Source organism: Plebeiibacterium sediminum (assembly GCF_026013605.1).
GTDB lineage: Bacteria > Bacteroidota > Bacteroidia > Bacteroidales > Marinilabiliaceae > Saccharicrinis > Saccharicrinis sediminus.
In genome coordinates this window covers 1-20,280 of the sequence record NZ_JAPDPJ010000084.1, presented here as the reverse complement: position 1 = coordinate 20,280, position 20,280 = coordinate 1, and the positions used below count along the sequence as shown (strand labels likewise).

Genomic DNA, 20,280 nt, shown 5'->3' with positions numbered 1-20,280 from the left:
ATTCTTTTGGCATTGCCCCAAAAGAACCAAAAAGGCTAGTTCAATTCATCCTTCATCCCACATCCTTGTCGAATTCTTCCCTTCGCACAATCCAATATCACCCACATTCGCCTACGTCCCCCAACTCCGGCCCGGGCCAATTGAACCGGCCACCGCACTAGTACATATTTCATAGGAAACCGATTTCTAATTAATGCACTTCTGGTTCCTGTAAACATCACTTTGCTGTCGCACGATTTCATCGTGTGACTTTAATTATAAGTATTTTACAGAACGCGATGAAAACGCGCACTAGCGAAGGTACTCCTCCTTGGCAAGGATGAGAGTTGATTTGCAGCTTGCTTAATTACTAGCTAATAATAAAAAACTTTTTCCATCGATAGTATCTTTCTAAACTCATTGCTCTAGGCTCCACGCTCTATGCACTTTTATCCTTGTCACCTTTATCCTTTCTCACTGTTCCCTGTGCTCATAATTTTCAAATTCATCTGGAATTTTGATCATCAATGATTATATTTGAACGAGAATAATATACCTACACAAAAAACAAGCTTAACGATTAAACTACTATGAAGACAAAATTCATTCAACAAAAAGGATTTCTACTTACACTATTAGCTTCTATCTTATTAGTACTTATTACTGAAGTAAATAACTATGCAAAAGAATATTTTGTAACTGAAACCGGAAACTTCAAAATACTAGGCGGATTAGGTTTAATACTAGCGATTGGTTTATTGTTGAAATGGAAATATTTCAGACAAATTAGTGCTGTTATTTCAGGATTTTTAATGGGTATTGTGCTAATCTTTGGATTTTCTGCAGGAAGCCAGTTTCTTATGTCCTACATGGTATTAGCAACTACCCTATTACTTTTATTTGTGCTCTTGTTATCAAAACCGGTAATTCTTTATTCAAAATCAAATCAATAAGCTCAGCCGTAAGATTTAAAATATTGTATAAGGTTTACTGTGATTTCAGTAAACCTTGTTTTTTTAAAGGCAATAAAAGCTATTTTCTTTTCGTAATCTATAAAAGTTCCATACTTGTCGAACTGAAATTTACAACAATCCAAAAGAACATCTTTTACTAATTTCCTCCCCCTCTGCACTCTTAACTTAGCTCCTGAAACGGATATGTCAAGTTCCTGCGCCAAATCTGTTTGTGCAATTCCGTCAATCTCAACCCGCTTTAATGCTTTAGCATACTTTTCGGGTAAACTATCAATAATACTTTCCAGACCGCTTGTAACATTTTCTAGTTTCGTTTCATATTCAAGATCTGTCTCTTCATGTTCACTGAAGCCTTCACCTGCCTCTATGTAATCACTTTTGCCACTTCTGTAATAATCTGTGATGCAATTTCTGGTAATTTGAAAGATCCAGCTTTGCATTTTATTTTCATCCTTTAGTGTATTGATATTGCTATGTATTTTCAAAAATACATCCTGGAATATATCCTCAACATCAGACTTATTTCCAACTTTTGAAACAATAAAATTGCGGATATAAATTCCAAACTCTTCCCAAATTGTTTTAGTCACGTCTTTCATGATAATCATTTATCAACTTTTACATTGTCTTTTTATATCAGTAAAATCCTTGTATAGGATTTTATTCCTATAGACGGACTTTTAAGAAAAAGATGCAAAATAAATTTTAGTTCAATCTATGCGTCCTTTTTCTATTCTTGCGTCTTTAAAATAAACAGAAATCCAAGATATAACTCTGCTTATAAAATTAAAGAATAGCAAATGTTGGAACCGCTTAAAATAAACTCCAAAGATATTAAAGGTGAAATCTGGCTTTCGGGTCAGTTCGGTTTGGAAAAAGAAAATGTACGTGTAAACGAAAATGGTAGGTTAGCGCTTACTAAACATCCTATTGCCTTTGAAGATAGAAGCACACATCCATATATTACAACTGATTTTTCAGAGAGTCAAATAGAAATGATTACTCCGCCCTGCAATAGTATTCATTCTGCATTACAACATCTTGACGCCATTCAGCATGTTGTATTAAACGAATTGAAGGATGAATACTTATGGCCTCAGAGTTTACCTCCCGAATTACCAGAAGAAAATCAAATTCCCATAGCCGAATTTGCAAATGATGCAGCACAAAATGATTACAGAGAATTACTTGCTATAAAATACGGTAAAACAAAGCAGATGATCTCAGGCTTACATTTTAACTTCTCATTCAATGAACGCTTAATTGGTGAGTTATACAATGCTCAAAAGTCAGAGCTTTCCTTAGAAGAATTCAGAAATGCAGTTTATCTGAAAACAGTGCGACAACTGCTTCGAAATCGCTGGATATATGTTCTACTCTATGGATTCAGTCCAATATCTGTTTCTGATCAACAGTTCCATTGTGAGCCAAATAGCAGTTCGGTTGACACGTTCAATAATCGTTTGTCCATCAGGAACAGCTGTTACGGTTATAAAAATCATGAAGAAATATTCCCGGACTACACCTCATTGATGTCCTACTGCTTAAGCTTAGAAACCCTGATCAAAAACGGAAGGTTGGCCTCGCAAAAGGAATTATATGCTCCTGTAAGAATTAAGTTTGATGAAAACGGAACAAGAATCAGTCATATAGAAATTCGGTTCCTTGACATCAATCCCCTGGTAAGTACAGGCGTATCCAAAGAGCAGCTACATTTATTACATCTAATAATTTTAGCTGGCCTCATCGTTCATGAAGAAACAGAAAGTAGTAAACATAACTGGCAAGAAATTGCAGATAGAAACCATAATACAGTAGCGCTAAACGGACTTAATCCAGATATTAAGATTCTTACTGCTCAGAATACTAAAATGAATGCATGGCAATCAGCAATGCAACAATTAGATACAATTGAAAACTTGTTGAAAAAGCTACAAGTTATCGCTCCAGAATATTTAGAAAGTCTCAGCTCAATAAAAAAACAACTTGTCAATCCTTACACTAGAGATGTACACGCCTTACTTTCTTCAATTAAAGATGAAGGAATGACTGAATTTCATATGCGTAAGGCAAAAGAGTATTCAAGAATCCAACAATTAAATTCCTTTTGTTTAAAAGGATTTGAAGATATGGAACTATCAACCCAGCTCATATTATCAGAATCCATTAAACGTGGTATTTCGTTCAATATACTTGACCGATCAGAAAACTTTATCAGACTCCAGAAAGGAAATATCATTCACAACATACAACAAGCAACAAAAACATCGCTCGACAATTATGCAACCATACTATCTATGGAAAATAAACTGGTTACAAAGCAGTTACTAAATGAAAACAATATCTCAGTTCCTTTCGGTTATAGTTATGATTCAGAACAAGAAGCATATGTTTCATATTATTCATTCAACAAAAAACCTGTTGTCATTAAACCCAAGCAAACCAATTTCGGGAAAGGCATAACTATTCTCAAAGACGAATATTCTGAGCTGGAGTTTCAAGTTGCCATTCAAAACGCCTTTTCTTATGATGCTTCAATTATTATCGAGGAGTATATTTCAGGAAAGGAGTTTCGTTTTCTGATCATTAACGATGATATAACAGGTATTTTATTCAGAAAACCGGCTCATGTCATTGGAGATGGAAAGCACTCCACGGATAAACTGATAGAGCTAAAGAATCAAAATCCTCTGCGTGGCACTGGATACAGATCACCACTTGAGAAAATAAAAACAGATGATGAAACTATTCATATACTAAAGAATCAAGGCAGATCCTTAGAATATATACCAGAGCTCAATGAAACTGTTTACTTAAGATATAATTCAAATATCAGTACCGGAGGTGACAGCTTTGACTATACAGATAAAATTCATGACTCATACAAACAGATTGCACTAAAAGCCGCCCAAAGTATTGGTACAAAAATCACCGGATTGGATATGATTATTAAGGATTACACTTTGCAAGCTACAGAGTGCAATTACAGTATCATTGAATTGAATTATAATCCTGCCATTCATATACATTGTTATCCGTACGCTGGAAAAAACAGAATGGCCCAGACAAAAGTTTTAGATGCTCTGGGATTTTAAATTAGGGAATTTAAAATATAAAAGCACCAAGGAACTCCTTGATGCTTTTTTTTATTTCAGATTATTACTCATTAATTGTTTTTACTCACAATGATTTTACGAACAACATAATCCTCATCGTTTACATTGATATGTAAAATATATGTTCCATTAGGTATGTTTTGCAAATCTAAAGTATCCGTATTTTTTGATACCAAAACCACATTCCCGGTTATATCATAAATGGTAACTGACTTGATGTTACTTGTTGATTGAATATAAAGGAATCTTTGAGCCGGATTTGGATAAATATTAATTTCATCCACCTTTTCTGAAGTTACATCTGTTGTAATTGAACTTACATTTAAAAGCTCTGATGTTTTTGTACAGCCATCCCTACTTATTATAACATAGTATTCTCCTGTAATAGAAGGCTCATAAGATTGAGTATTCGCTACTAATGGCGTTCCTTCAGGATCAACATAATGCCAGTTGTATGTATTGTTAGGATTCACATCAATAGTTGATAATTCATTGTTTATTGCATCATAAGCAATTGAATTATCCAGATCCACTCTTTTATCTTTTAAAAAAAGTACATTATTCCCTGATTTTACAATATCATGCTGACCGGTTAAATCAACAATTGTATTCTCTTCGCCTATAACTGTTTCAAAATTATAGTATGCTAATAAATCAGGATCAGTAACATCTGCAAAGCAATTCAGATTTTGACCTATTTCATTTACAGTTAAACTTCTTTTCCAAAACTTCAGTTCATCAATATACCCATAAACTCTTCGCGAAGCTGGCAGATAAGTATCTCTTCCTAAAGTATATGAAAGCGTATTTAATTGTGGTTGTGTGCCAGCTGTTGTTATATTACTATGTACATATGGTACTCCATCGAGGTACATTGTAATTTTAGTAGGTTCTATAACCATTGCTACATGATAATGTGTTTCAAGATGTATGTAAGGTCCGCCTGCCCAGTTCCAACCAATAGTACCCCAATTATAAGAAAGACGAATATCTCCATTCGATGCAATATTGTTTGCAATTATACCTACTGCGTTACTTCCATCACGACACATTAATATTGCCCCGTAAGTATCAGCGTGAGTAAGATAAATATCAGCCTCAATGGTGTAACTATTTTGATCATAACCTAATGATGGGATAGCATCCTGAGTTGTATTACCTTCAAGTGAATAAAATGAATTATAATTTGAAACCGGGCGCTCTTCGTTATACAAATCAGATACTTCCTGAGCAGATAATTCCCTGTTGTAAATAAGTAAATCATCAATTTTAAAATTTCCTATAGCACTCGAAACAGCTGTATGTCCTGTTCCTATTCTAAAATCCTCGTTTAGAGTGTTAAATGGATTGTTATTTTGTCGACTTAGCACTTCAACACCATCTATATAAATTTTTACTGTGCTGTTTCCATAAGTGACCACATAATGCTGCCAATTATTTGCACTTGGTATAACTCCTGTTAAATAATCATTTCCATAAGCATAGGCCATTAATGAAGTGGTATTTACAAAACCAAAGAAATTATTATTCCAGCCAGGAAAACCATCGGCACCATAAGCCCAATAAGTTATTGCATAATTATCAACAGGTTTGATCCAAACTGAAACAGATCTATCTGCATCACCAGTAGGTAAAAATGGAGCATTAGCTATATTTAACCATGAATTTACAGGTAGATTAATAGCACCACCATTTACACCAAAACGATCTACTTCATCCAGTAATGTCCCATTAGCATCAAAAGAATAAGATGGATTAATAGTGTTAATTAAATCAGTTCTTCCATCAAACTTGAACTGACCAACCAAACCATTGGTAACTTGTGCATTTACCAGGTTTGAAGTAAAAAAAGCGACTACAAACAAAGCTTGTGTAAAGAGTTTTCTCATATCCTCAATATTTTTGTTAATAATAATTATTCGGAAATCACCATTTAAAATCTCCTTTCAACAAATAGTCTGCTTGATCATATTACCTGCCGACTCTTTGTTTATAAATGATTTTCCTCCAACAAAAATATAGCGCTATGTACGTTCGATTTTTACACAAAAAGGGTAAGAATTATATCCACTTATTATCCTTAGCAATTCTAACTGCTTCTTCTCTGTTATGTACCTGAAGTATTTCGTAAATTTTTTTGATATAGTATTTTACATTGTTTATAGAAGTCATATCAAGGTCGTTTGCAATGGATTTATAACCTTTTCCCTCAGCCAGTTTCTTTACTATTTCTGTTTCTATATCACTAAAAGGAGAACTAAGGTTTTTATGAAACTTTTGAAGTATTAATCGTGCAATGGCAGGACTCATGGGGGCTCCACCCTGGCATAGTTCTTCAATAGCATTCATAATTTCAACACTTGAAGCACCTTTTAATATATAACCAGAAGCTCCATTTTCAAGGGCACTAAACACCATCCCAGGTTCCTGCCAAACCGTTAACATGAGTACTTCAACCTTATGGTTAAGTTTTTTTAGTTTACGTGTTGATTCAATTCCATTTTCTCCGGGCAAGTCAATATCCATCAATACTATATCGCAATTACGCCATAGCTCCTCCTTAAAAAAGTCTTCAGCACTCTCATAGGTTTCTATAACTTTGTAAGAGTAATTACCTGAGTTAATTAAAAACTCATATCCTTTTCTTAAGCTTTCGTTATCTTCTATTATAATAATTCGTTTTAGCATCGCGATAAAATTATAAGTTCTCTAAGGATAAATTACTACCCAAAATAGGTAAACACATTTGAACTCACTGGTATTTTAAATTGATATTCACAAGCATTATGTGTTTGCGTTTGCATTTCCCCACCTAACTTCGAAACCCTATGAGCAATGTTTTTTAATCCATGAGAATTTGTTTTTTCCTTTAGGTTAAATCCTGAACCATTATCTGAAAGCTTAAGAATTAAGTCAGAAGATTTCAATTCCATTTCAAAATGAAATTCTGAAGCATTCGAGTGCTTATATGAATTTGTAACCACTTCTTTACATAAAAAAAGTATCTGTCTTAAAAAGTTAGGTGAATAAATATGTGAAGCTTCCGCTTCATTAATATTGAATTTCGGTATAAATTGAATATTTCCCTTAAAAAGAATATTCTCTGAGAAATCACATATATAGTAATAAAGCTCATTCAGGGTATTGTTATTCCAATCAATGGACCATAAGAAGTCGCGTGTTCCATCAAGCAAATTCTGAGAGTTATTCATAATCTCCGTTAAATCATGATTGATATCCTGATCCACTTTATCGCCCAATCGTCGATATAAACTTTCGGACATCAGTTTAATAGTTGCCAGTTTATTCCCCATTTCATCATGAAAATCACGACCTAATTCTGTTCGTAAAGCACTATAACGTTGCGTAATCTTTTTTACTTCGCGATCCAGTTCCTCAATCCTTTCTTCTGACAATCTCAAAATCCGGTGATTTGCCTTATCTAAAAAATGAGTAAAGGCAGATATTACAGATTCAGTCAGGATGGTTAAGAACAACCACGAAAAGTACTGGTTTTGAGTAAAAGGTTGAGATAAATCTAAGTCAGAAAAGAAATACAACCAGCTTAAAAACATACACGAAATAAAGGTGACCAGTAAGCCAAACCAACGAGTTACAAAAACATTGCTTGTAATGATAGTAAACAATATCCAACCTAAATCTGATGAATAATATCCTCCACTCTCTATAATACTTTTGTATAATACTGGTAATATAGTCAGGTTAATAAAGGCTAAAGGTATATTCACGTTTTTTGAAAAACGCATTAAAGCAAAGTAGATATTGAAAATTACGAGGGCAACACCATTGTTGATATTTTTTACATCAGACCATGGATTTTCAATATAAAAATAAACTGCATAAACGATAAAAAGCAGATAAATAATTAGCGTTGAATATGTAGCTATTATAGATTTTTTATAAGTAGGAATATCTTTGGTTAGTATATTATTGTTTATAAACCATCTATTAATACCATTGATTGATCGCGGAATTGTAACCATATGATTGTATATAAATTATAGCGCTATCCAATAATAAAAAAAAGGTTGTTTTGTTCATCCTATCTTCAGCAGTTATAATAATATTGTTTTAATAAGATGGAATATTCTATAACAAAAAAGCCATAATGCTTTCAACAACAATTGAAACCATTATGGCTTGTTCTAATTATTTTAACGAAATGGATAGAGAATCCACTTCAGATATTCATGTTAATCTAATATTGAAAACTACTACCAGTCAATAGGGAAATAATCCTTCAGGAATTTTCCACACCAATGTTCTCCTCGATTGATACCATCAATAAACGGATCACAAATACGTGCAGCGCCATCCACAATATCCAATGGTGGCTGAAAATCATGCACTTCTTCTTTGTGAGCTGATATTTGAGCCGGATCCTCATCGGTTACCCAACCAGTATCTACTGCATTCATATAAATACCATATTTGGCCAAATCACTGGCAGAAGTGTGTGTAAGCATGTTTAATGCTGCCTTTGCCATATTGGTATGCGGGTGACGATCAGCTTTTGTAAATCGGTAAAACTTACCTTCCATAGCTGTTACATTCACAATATGCTTTTTGCCTGTATAGTCGCGTTTCATCATAGATGAAAGTCTGTTACAAAGAACAAAAGGAGCTATGGCATTTACCAATTGTACTTCAAGCAACTCTGGTGTTGGAACTTCTCCCAAACGTAACCTCCACGAATTGGTTGTTCTCAAATCCACCTGCTGCAAGTCCGCATCAAGTTTACCTGTAGGAAATACTTCCTCATTTTGTAACGCACCATCGTAGCTGTACGGTATCTGCGAAAGCTGTGCCGAAGCACGTAATCCTAATCCCGGACCTTCTTCTTTCCAGGTAACTGCCAGACTGGATGTATCTTTTGCACTTGAACTTCCTTGGGTAATTATATTTAAACAGTTATGATGACTGGTTAAAAGCTTCTGTACTTCCGGTTCATGTTCATGAAACGGAAGAAGTTCTTTTTCCATCATATGCGAATAAAATCCCGGAGGACGACGCACTGTCTGAGCTGCATTATTAATCAGAATATCAAGTCTGCTATAGGTTTTCTCAATATAGGTACAGAATAATTCTACACTTGGCGTATGGCGCAAATCCAGTCCATGAATATGCAAACGATCTGCCCACATAGCATAATCAGGTTCCTTGGCAAAACGTATAGCTGAGTCTGCAGGGAAACGTGTGGTTGCAATTACTGTAGCCCCTGATCTAAGCATCATAAGGGTGGCGTGATAACCAATCTTTAATCTCGATCCGGTAATTAAAGCCACCTGACCAGTTAAGTCTGTTGTCTGAAATCTTTTCTGATAATTCAAATCACCACAACTCTGACACATACAATCGTAAAAATGGTGAAGCTTGGTAAACTCAGCTTTACAAACATAACAATTGCGAGGCGACAGTAATTCTTTTTCTTCCTTTGTTGCTGTTTCAGCGAGCGAAAGCTGCTCAGGAGCCACAAACACATCAGTTGTACGGGCATAACGAATTCCGGTTGTTGAACGTGCTTCGCGATCAATCTCCCTCAGTGCGGCCTTTCTTGCCTTTTTAAGGTCTTTACGGCGTTTTAAACGCTCCTCTTTAGTTGGTCGGGCCAGCAAACCTGCAGCTTTAAATAAATCTGCACGTTGTTCTTCATTTAACAATACCAAAGGACTGCTATCTTTCACCAACGATTGAAGTATATCTAAACACTTCTCAACATCTTTCTTGCCTACTGCAATAAGATCTTTCTTCTCAGAAACTTCCGATTCCACTTTTTGAAAATTTAGTGCGCAAATATATCTAATTTCGATATGCGTTGTATATGGTAGCGACAATTATATTAGCTTGTTAGGAGTTAAAAAATATTATCATTCCGGAGCAACAAGTAATCTTACTTTCATATAAATTTGCATAACTACAATCAACCTCAATGAACATAGTACATACTGTTCGAGCTGTCGAAAAGCTTTTTGAATCGCTCGATAAAGATATCAGAAGATTGCAATTACATACAGGCATTCACTGTATTGAAAATTGTATTCATTGCTGCACCACTCCAAGAATTGAAGCTACTTCTGTTGAGTTTCTTCCTCTGGCATATCACCTGTATAAAACGGGACAAATTAATGAGGTTCTGAACAAGATGGAGCAAGTAAATAACGAATATACTTGTCCGTTGTTGAATTTATTATCCTTTGATGGTAAAACTATTGGTTGCAACCACTACATACACAGGGGGCTTATATGCAGATTATTCTCATATAACTATTTAACCAACAAACATGGCGTAAGAAAAATAAATGCTTGCAAAAAAATTCAGTTAAATCAACCAGATCAAATAGAAAAAGCAAATTATTTGCTGTTAACCAAAGTAATCTGTCCTAAGGCGAGTGATTATTATTCAAAGCTAAGGTTTATCAGTTATAATGAAGCTCATCATTTATATCCAATTGGTAAGGCAATCAGAATTGCCATTGATATGGTAGTCATCTATTTTCATTATAAAGGAAAAAAAGTGATGTAACATAAAATCGTCTATTATTTAGAATTATTCCACTAGTAATATATCATTATTTTACGTTCATTTGAGCCCTTTATGAATAACATCCATGGCGAAAAAACATCAGCTTAAAGGTCTTGAAATAATATACGAGGATCGCGAAATAATTGTCATCAATAAAGAAAGTGGACTTTTAACAATTGCAACCCCTAAAGAAAAATTCAATACGGCTCATTTTATTTTAAATGAATATGTAAAAAAAGGAAATCCCAGATCCAAAGAGCGGGTTTACATTGTACATCGTCTTGATAAGGATACTTCCGGATTGCTTGTGTTTGCCAAAAGTGAAAAGTCGAAGCTTTATCTGCAAAGAAACTGGGCTGATTTTAATAAGAAATACGTTACCATAGTTAATGGAAGATTACCTGAGAAAACAGGAATTATTGAATCCTACCTTTTAGAAAACAGTGCATGTAAGGTATATACAACACAAAATAATTTAAAGGGTAAGTACGCAAAAACCGGCTACACTGTTCTAAAAGAAGTTTCAAAATACAGCTTATTAGAAATTCAACTTTATACAGGAAGGAAAAATCAAATACGTGTTCATCTTTCTGACTTTGGGTACCCCATACTTGGCGACAGAGTATATGGAAATAATGGAAAAGATTTTAAACGCCTGGCTTTACATTCATTTGAATTGATGTTAATTCATCCACACTCAAAGAAAGAAATGGTTTTTCAATCACCAATTCCTCAGTGTTTTAATTTAATATTTAAGGATATTTCGGGGAAAACATCATAAGTTATTTTTATCGTCTTTACTAACTGCTGCATCAAACCACCTTCCCCTCGTTCCTCGGGTACTCCTCCATAGCATGGAGGAGAATTGATTTGCAGCTTGCCTAATTACCATCTGTTTACAAAAAGCTATATCCCTCTATAGTTTTTTTCTAGGCACTTTGCTCTATGCTCTAGGCTCCTTGCCCCTTCCCAACTCACTATCATTTAACGAGATTCAAAAAAAATGAAAAAAATTTGAAATATGGATGTAACATTTTCTGATATCTGCATCTAAAGCGAAAATTAAATTCAAAAATTATGAAAAACATTATTCTATTTTTAGCAGTCTTTTTTTCGTTGACACTTCAAGCTCAAACAGAAAATCAACCAATTCATGTAACCGTTTCCGGTAAAGGAAAACCGGTATTGCTTATACCAGGTTTTACGGTACCGGGTGAAAGCTGGGACGATGTAGTGAAGCAATTAGAGAATAAGTGCGAGTGTCATATTGTAACTCTTGCAGGATTTGGTGGAGAAGAACCTATTGCTTTTCCATGGCTTCCTAAGGTAAATGAGGCACTTGAAAATTACATTATAAAAAATGATCTGAAAGACTTAACTATAATTGGACATAGCTTAGGAGGCACCATAGCTACATGGCTTGCCAGCAGAGAAAACAACAGTATAAAACAAATTATTTTAGTAGACGCTTTACCTGCAGCCGGAGCTCTGATGATGCCAAATTTCAATCCTGATGATTTAGTATACGACAACCCTTATAGTAATCAACAATTGGCAATGAGTGAAGCTGATTTTGACCAGATGGCAACAAGTATGTCTCAGGGAATGAGTTTGAATAAGGAAGCTCAGAGAAAAATAAAGGACTGGATTATTATGTCTGACAGGAAAACCTATGTGTATGGCTACACTGATTATCTTAAACTGGATGTAAGAGAAAACTTAAAAAATATTTCGGTTCCTGTTACCATAATTGCAGCTGATAAACCTTTGGGAAAAGAAATGATAACCCAAACATATAAAAACCAATATGCGAATTTGGAAAAATATGATTTGAGAATTGCCGATAATTCTGCACATTTCGTTATGTTCGACCAACCTGCATGGTTCATGGTGCAAATTCAACAAATTTTAGCTTTATAATAAATGAATATAGAAACTGATTTCGATCAAATATATAATATGCATGCCCCAAAAGTTTTCAGGTTGTGCCTGGGGTATGCATCCGGAAACGAGGAATTGGCCAAAGAGTGGCAGCAAGAAACTTTTATTAAGGTATGGAAACATAGAAAATCTTTCCGGGCCAAATCATCGGTAAGTACCTGGATATATAGAATAGCAGTGAATATCTGTTTGGGTGATTTAAGAAAATCATCCAGGCATACTGCGATAAACGAAAACATATTAGAAACCGATTTAAATAATGAGGAGAACGAAAATAAGGAAGTACCCATTGAAAAAATGTACCACTGCATCGATCAACTCACACCAGATAATAAAACCATCATTTTATTAGAATTAGAAGAAACTCCTCAGGCTACTATTGCCGAAACAATTGGAGTAGCTCACGGTACTTTAAGAACACGATTAAGCAGAATCAGACAATCACTTTTAAAATGTATTACCAATGAAAAATGATCAATTATCCCAAATATGGAATAGTCAACAATATAATTCAAATATAGAAGGTCCGGACCAAATTATTAAGAAGGCGAAAAAACAACGTAATAGTCAATTTATATCCATAGCAGTAATGTCAGTGACTGTAATAATATTACTGATCTATGCTGGTTATTTCATTGGCAACAACTGGAATAGTTTTACACTTGGAATGATCTTAATGATATCCAGTCTTGCTTTTCGTATCATACTGGAGTTTATTTCACTTTACCGAAAAGAAAGTCAGCTTATTTCCTTAGACAACAGGTCTTATAGAAAATACCTGAAGAAATATTATAAAATAAGATTGAAAGTAAACTATATCATCACGCCAATCTGTTTTGCCATTTATATTATCGGATTTACACTGCTCTTACCTTATTTTAAACAGATGTTTTCTAATGGTTTTTATACTTACATCATCATATCAGGTATTGTTTCATTTATTGTAATTGCAGTGATCATTATTAAAAGCATATTAAAAGAACATCATTTCCTGACTCAATTAAATGGGAAATAACATTTAATCATGAGTTCTTTAAGGTAATACTGGTACGGGATTTATATCGTAGCAGTATTACTTTAATACATACATTAATTTCATCTCTCTTTGTTCTATACACTCTACTGTTTATCCTTTCTTCTTGTTTCCTTTCTCCATATTTTTTGCTACCCTGGTCCTTTTTCCGCTCACCAGCTTATGCCGTGAAAACCATTCGAGATTGAGCGATTATTGCTTAGTTGTTAGATTTAGCTTACGTACATTGCTTTTTTACAGCGGATTATAACACCTCATGAAAAATAATTAGGCTGAAGGCCTATAACATCAAAACAAGCTGGCAACGCCCCTTGAATCTATGCAAACAGCACAACTTAGGATGAAGGTCTGAAACTTGTTTACAGCTTTGCATACTGTAATATTAATACCAACATAACCACCTCCCCCTCGTTCCTCGGGTACTCCTCCTTAGCAAGGAGGAGAGTTGATTTGCAGCTTGCTTAAATATTATCTATTAACAAAAAGCATTCTCCTCTATAGTATTTTTCTAAGCTCTTTGCCCTTAGCACTAGGCTCCTTTAACCCTTATCCTTGTTACCTTTTTCCTTTCTCCTTGTTCCGTTCTTCCCTGCTCCTTTCTTCCTTTCTTGATCCAGATCAATTGTATTTCTTAACATAGGTCAAGGACGTGAGGCATGCCTGTCCCATATCTTTGTCATGTAACAAAAAAGCAAAAAACGATGCTAAAAATAGATCCACAAAAATTATCACTTACAGAGCGTATCGAAAAGTTAACCGATATGATTACTGAAGGAAGATGGTTGGAAGCATTTGAAAAATTTTATGCTGAAGATATAGTTCGACAAGAAACCGATCATCTTCCAATAAAAGGAAAAGATGCCTGCAGAATACAGGAAGAAAAATTAGTGACTTGTATTACAGATTTTAAAAGTAGTAAAGTATTAAATCTGATTACAGATAAAAATGTTTCGGTAATAAAATGGGAGTTTAACTACATACACCGCGACTTGGGAGAACAAAAATACACACAAACCGCAATGCAAATATGGAATTGCGATGGTGAGATAACAACAGAAATTATACACAAGAACAATTAAAAAATTAAATATTATGAAAACTTTAGGATTAGCAATATTTGTATTATTAGCAAGCAGTTTAACAAGCTTAGCTCAAAAAGTAGAAGTTAACAGAGCAGCCTCATCGGTAAAATGGACCGGCAAAAAAATCGGAGGCTCACATCATGGTGCTATTAATTTAAAAAGTGGGTATTTAGAGTTTAATAACGATCAGATTACAGGGGGAAAAGTAATCATTGACATGAACTCACTATCCAATGAGGATCTTGAGGATGAAGGCTACAACCAAAAATTAGTAGGGCACCTTAAATCAGATGACTTTTTTGGCGTGGACAAATTTCCTTACTCTTCTTTTGAAGTAACAAGCGCTACAAAATTTAGCAATGGAAAAGCAACAGTTTCGGGTAAGCTCTCTATCAAAGGAAAAACAGAAAACATCTCGTTTGATGTGGTTAAAAATGGTAGCGCTTATATAGCAAAGGTTGATGTTGACCGTTCAAAGTTTGATGTAAGATATGGTTCTGACTCGTTCTTTGATAATCTTGGGGATAAAGTAATTGACGACATTTTTACACTTGACATCAAACTACAACTATAATTAAAACACAAATCGAAAACACACAAAACGATTAATAAATAACACACAAAACAAATGATTATGAAAACAAAATGGATTTTATCTAAAATGACGATTGTATTAATGGCTGCTATGGTATTTGTAAGCTGTGAAGACGATTTAAGTGATAAAAAAGAACAGGAATATCAAACTGAGATTGAAGAGCTAAAAGCTGAGCTGGCAAAATTTGCTTTAGCCAACGAAACTGTAGCTCAATATTTAGAGACTTTTGATGAATTGGATTATGAGATTTTCACCAACCAGGAATGGACACGTTTCCACGAAAGTCACACTGACGATATTATTGTTCACTGGCCTGATGGAAGAGAAACTGTTGGTCTTGATGCACATATTGCTGACCTTGAGGCCATGTTTGTTTACGCTCCGGATACCAGAATTAAAGAACACCCTATTGCAATAGGGTCAGGAAATATTACAGCAGTAATGGGAGTTATGGAAGGTACCTTTACTGAGCCAATGCCTCTGGGCAACGGACAGTTTATTGAACCAACCGGTAATGCTTTTAAAATTAACATGGTAACAATTGGTTTATGGAACGAAGATGGAATCATGTATGAAGAATACCTTTTCTGGGACAACCAGACATTTATGAGTCAATTAGGACTGCTTTAATCTTTTCATAATAACTTATTAAATCTGGCTATTTAACGATAGCCAGGTTTAATAAAACCAACACTACAACTAACAGTTATTGAAAACAAATTTAGACATATGAAACGACCCATAAGAAGGAGTTCTCACACACGAGGATGACTAAATTGGTGAGTTCCATGTGACCAAATGAAACAAATATTAGACACATGAAAAAGAATATTGATTTAGGATTACTTGTATTAAGAATTTCAATAGGTTTATTAATGTTACTTCATGGTATCTCAAAACTTATTCACGGAATAGGCTTTATTGAAGGAATGCTTGAAGGAATGGGAATGCCAGGATTCGTAGCCTATGGAGTTATTGTTGGTGAAGTGATTGCTCCTCTTGCAATATTAATTGGATTTAAAACTCGTATTGCATCAGCCATTTATGCCTTTAATTGTTTTGTAGCCATATTAATGGTTCATAGTAAAGATCTTTTATCTCTGAATGAGCACGGAGGGTGGGGAGTTGAATTGTTAGGATTATACCTTTTAGGTGCTGTGGCATTAGTATTTACAGGTGCAGGCAAATATGCCCTTTCTCAAAAATCAAAATGGGATTAAGTAATATTTGTTTATTAAAATCATGTTTTTGATTGAACAATTCTTTATCATCAGATGTTTACTTAGCCAACAGAACTAATATTAAAAGTGATAAGAAACTGAACCAAGATTACTATTTGTGATAAATGGTAATACTTCTGCAATCTACAACACAATTCAATATTAAAACAAATTGATTTTGTTGACAGAAATATTTTAAATGATTTAATGTTGTATCACTAACAAATAGAATAATCAGATACAACTTACACTAAATTAAAATACTACAAGATCAGTATTTTAATAACAAAGTAGTTGATATACTAATATCATACTTCAATAATGATTGATTAAGACTTATATAAATTACAATTATATGGTGAAATAAATCGCTTTATACATTGCTCCATAATGAGCATGTTGTGTTGGATTATTTCACTTCAATAAATAACAAAATTTTAAAAAAATGAAAATAGCAGTAACAGGAGCAACAGGTCAATTAGGAAACCTTGTTGTTGAATCATTAAAACAAAAAGTAGCAGCAGAAAATATTGTAGCATTAGTACGTACTCCAGAAAAAGCTGAAGCATTAGGTGTGGAAGCAAGAGCTTTTGATTACGAAAAACCAGAAGGTTTAGCAGATGCTTTGAAAGGTATTGATTCATTATTATTAATTTCTGGTAATGAACTAGGCAAACGTGCAACTCAGCATGCCAATGTAATTGAGGCTGCAAAAAAAGCAGGTGTTAACTGGATTGTATATACCAGTTTATTACGTGCCGACGAATCTTCGTTGAACCTAGCCGGAGAACACCTTGCTACAGAAAAATTATTGAAGGAATCAGGAATTGACTATACCATTTTACGTAATGGATGGTACACTGAAAACTATACCGCTTCTATTGAAGGAGCTCTTGGCGCTGGTGCATTTATTGGAAGTGCCGGTGAAGGTAAAATTTCATCTGCTCCACGTGCTGATTATGCAGAAGCTGCAGCAGTTGTTTTATCTAGCGAAGGACATAAAGGTAAAGTTTACGAATTGTCAGGTGATGAAGCATACACATTAACAGATTTAGCAGCTGAAATCACTAAGCAATCAGGAAAAGATATTCCTTACAATAACTTACCAGAAGGTGAATATGCCGGAATATTAAAAAGCTTAGGTTTACCTGATGCATTTGCGGATGCTATTGCAAGTTGGGATACCGGAGCTTCAAAAAATGACTTGTATGATGAAAGAAAAACTTTGTCTGAGTTAATTGGTCGTCCTACAACTCCACTTGCTGAAGTAGTTAAAGCGGCTTTATAATTCTAATAGATTTTAGTAGTTAAAATATATTGGTTATGTACATAGAATGATCATTATTCAATGATTGTTCTATGTTTTTTTGTTTAATAACCTCATTACTCTTCCTCCTGATAAAAAATCCACTACCTCCAATTATACTCTGCAATTAAGATATTAATTTTCATAAATTAAAAAACGTTAATCTGCTAAACATTTTACCTTCTGATAGGTTTTACTAGTGAACGTTTTTATAATACAGATCGAATATTCGATATAAAGAATACGTAATTACACTATCAATATAAAATTTCGATACAAAGGAATCTCACATCTGGTTTTGATTATTTAAAACTTACTAACAAAAAGTAATCAAACATATTTGGACTGTCTACATCGAAATTAAGAATAAATAAAATGAAACGCCCATGTAAATTTGATACTGCAAATTTACACATTAGATAATGATCAAATTTATTTGAGAGTTTCATCTGACATTAAAAAAATATAAACAGATGAAACGAGCCATGAGAAATTTTTCTCAGACAGAAGAATGATTTTTTTCGGCGAGTTCCATGTGGCAATTAAAAGAAAAAATAAACACATGAAAAACAGAGTTATAATAATTACAGGGGGAGCCAGTGGTTTAGGATATGCTACAGCAGAAGAATTGGCAAGTAGAGAAGCTAACATTACTCTAGTTGATTATAATAAAGAAGCCTTAGACGCTTCAAAAAAACAGTTAGAACAAAAATATCCGGGAGTTAAACTACTTACAGTTGTTGCAGACGTTTCAGACCAGCAACAGGTTAAAAACTACGTAGATGAAACCATAAAAACATTTGGTAGAATTGACGGGCTGTATAACAACGCTGGTATTGAAGGTAAGCAGGCTCCAATGGTTGACTACGATGTTGATGTATTTAAAAAAGTAATTGATATTAACATTTTAGGAGTATATTATGGTATGCGTTATGTAATTCCAATTATGCAAAAACAAGGCTATGGTAGAATCGTAAATGTATCTTCTGTAGGTGGTATCAGAGGAGTAATCAATCAAACAGCATATGTAGCCAGTAAACACGCCGTTACAGGTATGACCAAAAATGCAGCAATTGAATATGGAAAAGATGGTATTTTAACCAACGCCATTGCCCCGGGTGCTATATTAACACCTATGGTAGAAACAGCGTTTAAGGAGGTAAATCCTGATGATCCAAAAGCTGCAGAACACGAATATGCATCCCGTAATCCAACCAGAGCGTTAGGAAAACCAGTTGATGTGGCCAAGGCGGTTGCATTTTTAATCAGTGAGGAAAACGGTTATATCAGCGGACAAACCATTGCTATTGATGGTGGTGAATCCCGTTTATACGGAAACGCATAAGCAACAACTAATCAATTTCATATAATTTCATAAGCTGCTTCAATTGAGGCAGCTTTTTTTATGATATAATTCATGGAAAATCAATAAATCATCATCAATTATTCGATACTACAAAACACAATCGTTAGTATATTAGTCGCAGTATTTTTTAGGTAGAATTAACGATTATGGATAAAACAAAAATTGCCGTAGTTACAGGTGGAGCTCAGGGAATTGGCAAGGCCATATGCAATGCATTTAAGGAGCTGGGAGTTAAGGTTTGCACTATTGACATACAGCATAATGATTATTTTGTGGGTGATATCGCTGAAGAAAAAACACTGATACAATTTGCCAACAAGGTTATTGCTGAATATGGTAAGATTGATTATCTGATTAACAATGCCTGCATTAGCAAAGGAGGAATCAATTCCTGTTCGTACGATGATTTTAACTATGTGTTACGGGTTGGAGTTTCTGCACCGTTTTTATTAACTAAGTTGTTTAAAGATCATTTCAACACACAGGCTAGCATTGTTAATATTTCTTCTACCCGAAGTTTGATGAGTCAGGCAGATACAGAAAGTTATTCGGCAGCTAAAGGAGGTATTAGTGCACTTACCCATGCCATGGCGGTGAGTCTTTCGGGTATTGCCAGAGTAAATTCTATTTCACCGGGATGGATAGATACTACTGATTCTAATCTTGAAGGCTCTGACGCTGCTCAACATCCGGTAAAACGCGTTGGCAATCCAGCCGATATTGTGAACACTGTGATGTTTTTATGTGATCCCAAAAGTGGCTTTATCACCGGACAAGATATTACAGTAGATGGTGGCATGAGCAAACAAATGATTTATCACGATGATCAGGGTTGGCGCTATAATCCCAATTTTTAAAACAAGGGAACAAGGAGAAAAGTTAAAAGCTTAGTGCATAGAGCGGAGAGCATAGGTAGAAGGGAAAAATAAATGCTAAAGTTAGAAATAGTCTTTTTGTTTTCAGACAAAATTTAAGCATCCTGCAAATCAACTCTCCTCCAGCCAAGGAGGAGTACCCGAGGAACGAGGGCAATGTCATTAAGTTAGTGTGTAAGGTATTGAAATACAATACTATGAGTTTGCTATCTGAAATATTTTTACTATCTTAGTTGGGTCAAACAACTA

Annotated in this window: 20 protein-coding genes; 14 read left to right on the top strand and 6 right to left on the bottom strand. The window is 34.4% G+C overall.

Translation table 11 applies throughout. The features are described from left to right. Nucleotides 1-35 precede the first annotated feature (35 nt). Nucleotides 36-242, bottom strand: a complete 207-nt coding sequence (locus OM075_RS21970) for a hypothetical protein (RefSeq protein WP_301192708.1) — start codon at nt 240-242, stop codon at nt 36-38. Nucleotides 243-569: 327 nt separating this feature from the next. Between OM075_RS21970 and OM075_RS21965 the strand changes: the two genes are divergently transcribed. Next, complete coding sequence (locus OM075_RS21965; RefSeq protein ID WP_301192707.1) at nt 570-932, top strand: hypothetical protein; 363 nt, start codon at nt 570-572, stop codon at nt 930-932. A 2-nt stretch (nt 933-934) separates the two neighbouring features. Here OM075_RS21965 and sigZ read toward each other — a convergent pair whose 3' ends face one another. Next, entirely contained in the window at nt 935-1,552 is a 618-nt protein-coding gene (gene sigZ / locus OM075_RS21960; protein ID WP_301192706.1) for an RNA polymerase sigma factor SigZ, read from the bottom strand. Nucleotides 1,553-1,753: 201 nt separating this feature from the next. Between sigZ and gshAB the strand changes: the two genes are divergently transcribed. Then, nucleotides 1,754-4,048, top strand: a complete 2,295-nt coding sequence (gshAB, locus tag OM075_RS21955) for a bifunctional glutamate--cysteine ligase GshA/glutathione synthetase GshB (RefSeq protein ID WP_301192705.1) — start codon at nt 1,754-1,756, stop codon at nt 4,046-4,048. A gap of 71 nt (nt 4,049-4,119) precedes the next feature. Here the strand turns inward: gshAB and OM075_RS21950 are convergent, their stop codons facing one another. The 4 genes from OM075_RS21950 to OM075_RS21935 all read right to left on the bottom strand — a co-directional run bounded on the left by OM075_RS21950 (nt 4,120) and on the right by OM075_RS21935 (nt 9,861). Then, the gene (locus OM075_RS21950; RefSeq protein ID WP_301192704.1) at nt 4,120-5,958 is read right to left on the bottom strand and encodes a T9SS type A sorting domain-containing protein; all 1,839 of its coding nucleotides are present in this window, start codon (nt 5,956-5,958) and stop codon (nt 4,120-4,122) included. Between the two features lie 172 nt (nt 5,959-6,130). Next, the gene (locus OM075_RS21945; RefSeq protein WP_301192703.1) at nt 6,131-6,757 is read right to left on the bottom strand and encodes a response regulator transcription factor; all 627 of its coding nucleotides are present in this window, start codon (nt 6,755-6,757) and stop codon (nt 6,131-6,133) included. Nucleotides 6,758-6,792: 35 nt separating this feature from the next. Beyond that, nucleotides 6,793-8,073, bottom strand: coding sequence for a sensor histidine kinase (locus tag OM075_RS21940; protein ID WP_301192702.1), 1,281 nt, complete (start codon nt 8,071-8,073; stop codon nt 6,793-6,795). A 231-nt stretch (nt 8,074-8,304) separates the two neighbouring features. Beyond that, nucleotides 8,305-9,861: an SDR family NAD(P)-dependent oxidoreductase gene (locus OM075_RS21935; protein WP_301192701.1), complete on the bottom strand. Its 1,557-nt coding sequence runs from the start codon at nt 9,859-9,861 to the stop codon at nt 8,305-8,307. A 158-nt stretch (nt 9,862-10,019) separates the two neighbouring features. Between OM075_RS21935 and OM075_RS21930 the strand changes: the two genes are divergently transcribed. From OM075_RS21930 to OM075_RS21875, 12 genes are all read left to right on the top strand, one after another. Then, nucleotides 10,020-10,613 carry a YkgJ family cysteine cluster protein gene (locus OM075_RS21930; RefSeq protein WP_301192700.1) on the top strand — a complete coding sequence of 198 codons (594 nt, stop codon included), beginning with the start codon at nt 10,020-10,022 and terminating at the stop codon, nt 10,611-10,613. Between the two features lie 85 nt (nt 10,614-10,698). After that, a complete protein-coding gene (locus tag OM075_RS21925) occupies nt 10,699-11,394 on the top strand; it encodes an RluA family pseudouridine synthase (RefSeq protein ID WP_301192699.1) in 696 nt (231 codons plus the stop codon). Between the two features lie 296 nt (nt 11,395-11,690). After that, the gene (locus OM075_RS21920) at nt 11,691-12,533 is read left to right on the top strand and encodes an alpha/beta fold hydrolase (protein ID WP_301192698.1); all 843 of its coding nucleotides are present in this window, start codon (nt 11,691-11,693) and stop codon (nt 12,531-12,533) included. Between the two features lie 3 nt (nt 12,534-12,536). After that, a complete protein-coding gene (locus OM075_RS21915; RefSeq protein ID WP_301192697.1) occupies nt 12,537-13,028 on the top strand; it encodes an RNA polymerase sigma factor in 492 nt (163 codons plus the stop codon). Beyond that, nucleotides 13,018-13,569 carry a hypothetical protein gene (locus OM075_RS21910; protein ID WP_301192696.1) on the top strand — a complete coding sequence of 184 codons (552 nt, stop codon included), beginning with the start codon at nt 13,018-13,020 and terminating at the stop codon, nt 13,567-13,569. Before OM075_RS21915 ends, OM075_RS21910 begins: the two co-directional genes overlap by 11 nt. Nucleotides 13,570-14,288: 719 nt before the next feature. Further along, nucleotides 14,289-14,666, top strand: coding sequence for a nuclear transport factor 2-like protein (locus OM075_RS21905; protein WP_301192695.1), 378 nt, complete (start codon nt 14,289-14,291; stop codon nt 14,664-14,666). Between the two features lie 13 nt (nt 14,667-14,679). After that, nucleotides 14,680-15,243, top strand: coding sequence for a YceI family protein (locus tag OM075_RS21900; RefSeq protein WP_301192694.1), 564 nt, complete (start codon nt 14,680-14,682; stop codon nt 15,241-15,243). 60 nt (nt 15,244-15,303) lie between these two features. Further along, the gene (locus OM075_RS21895) at nt 15,304-15,894 is read left to right on the top strand and encodes an ester cyclase (RefSeq protein ID WP_301192693.1); all 591 of its coding nucleotides are present in this window, start codon (nt 15,304-15,306) and stop codon (nt 15,892-15,894) included. A gap of 188 nt (nt 15,895-16,082) precedes the next feature. Next, nucleotides 16,083-16,484, top strand: coding sequence for a DoxX family protein (locus OM075_RS21890; protein ID WP_301192692.1), 402 nt, complete (start codon nt 16,083-16,085; stop codon nt 16,482-16,484). A 445-nt stretch (nt 16,485-16,929) separates the two neighbouring features. Next, a complete protein-coding gene (locus tag OM075_RS21885; protein ID WP_301192691.1) occupies nt 16,930-17,772 on the top strand; it encodes an SDR family oxidoreductase in 843 nt (280 codons plus the stop codon). A gap of 580 nt (nt 17,773-18,352) precedes the next feature. Next, nucleotides 18,353-19,135: a glucose 1-dehydrogenase gene (locus tag OM075_RS21880; protein ID WP_301192690.1), complete on the top strand. Its 783-nt coding sequence runs from the start codon at nt 18,353-18,355 to the stop codon at nt 19,133-19,135. A 167-nt stretch (nt 19,136-19,302) separates the two neighbouring features. Continuing rightward, nucleotides 19,303-20,013 (top strand): SDR family oxidoreductase, encoded by a 711-nt coding sequence (locus OM075_RS21875; RefSeq protein ID WP_301192689.1) that lies wholly within the window; start codon nt 19,303-19,305, stop codon nt 20,011-20,013. Nucleotides 20,014-20,280 lie beyond the last annotated feature (267 nt).

Coding starts and splice junctions, on each gene's coding strand:
- OM075_RS21930 (WP_301192700.1), top strand. CDS start 10,020: ATGAACATAGTACATACTGTTCGAGCTGTCGAAAAGCTTTTTGAATCG.
- OM075_RS21925 (WP_301192699.1), top strand. CDS start 10,699: ATGGCGAAAAAACATCAGCTTAAAGGTCTTGAAATAATATACGAGGAT.
- OM075_RS21915 (WP_301192697.1), top strand. CDS start 12,537: ATGAATATAGAAACTGATTTCGATCAAATATATAATATGCATGCCCCA.
- OM075_RS21940 (WP_301192702.1), bottom strand. CDS start 8,073: ATGGTTACAATTCCGCGATCAATCAATGGTATTAATAGATGGTTTATA.
- OM075_RS21905 (WP_301192695.1), top strand. CDS start 14,289: ATGCTAAAAATAGATCCACAAAAATTATCACTTACAGAGCGTATCGAA.
- sigZ (WP_301192706.1), bottom strand. CDS start 1,552: ATGAAAGACGTGACTAAAACAATTTGGGAAGAGTTTGGAATTTATATC.
- OM075_RS21945 (WP_301192703.1), bottom strand. CDS start 6,757: ATGCTAAAACGAATTATTATAATAGAAGATAACGAAAGCTTAAGAAAA.
- OM075_RS21950 (WP_301192704.1), bottom strand. CDS start 5,958: ATGAGAAAACTCTTTACACAAGCTTTGTTTGTAGTCGCTTTTTTTACT.
- OM075_RS21885 (WP_301192691.1), top strand. CDS start 16,930: ATGAAAATAGCAGTAACAGGAGCAACAGGTCAATTAGGAAACCTTGTT.
- OM075_RS21900 (WP_301192694.1), top strand. CDS start 14,680: ATGAAAACTTTAGGATTAGCAATATTTGTATTATTAGCAAGCAGTTTA.
- OM075_RS21895 (WP_301192693.1), top strand. CDS start 15,304: ATGAAAACAAAATGGATTTTATCTAAAATGACGATTGTATTAATGGCT.
- OM075_RS21970 (WP_301192708.1), bottom strand. CDS start 242: ATGAAATCGTGCGACAGCAAAGTGATGTTTACAGGAACCAGAAGTGCA.
- OM075_RS21965 (WP_301192707.1), top strand. CDS start 570: ATGAAGACAAAATTCATTCAACAAAAAGGATTTCTACTTACACTATTA.
- OM075_RS21875 (WP_301192689.1), top strand. CDS start 19,303: ATGGATAAAACAAAAATTGCCGTAGTTACAGGTGGAGCTCAGGGAATT.
- OM075_RS21920 (WP_301192698.1), top strand. CDS start 11,691: ATGAAAAACATTATTCTATTTTTAGCAGTCTTTTTTTCGTTGACACTT.
- OM075_RS21910 (WP_301192696.1), top strand. CDS start 13,018: ATGAAAAATGATCAATTATCCCAAATATGGAATAGTCAACAATATAAT.
- OM075_RS21890 (WP_301192692.1), top strand. CDS start 16,083: ATGAAAAAGAATATTGATTTAGGATTACTTGTATTAAGAATTTCAATA.
- OM075_RS21880 (WP_301192690.1), top strand. CDS start 18,353: ATGAAAAACAGAGTTATAATAATTACAGGGGGAGCCAGTGGTTTAGGA.
- gshAB (WP_301192705.1), top strand. CDS start 1,754: ATGTTGGAACCGCTTAAAATAAACTCCAAAGATATTAAAGGTGAAATC.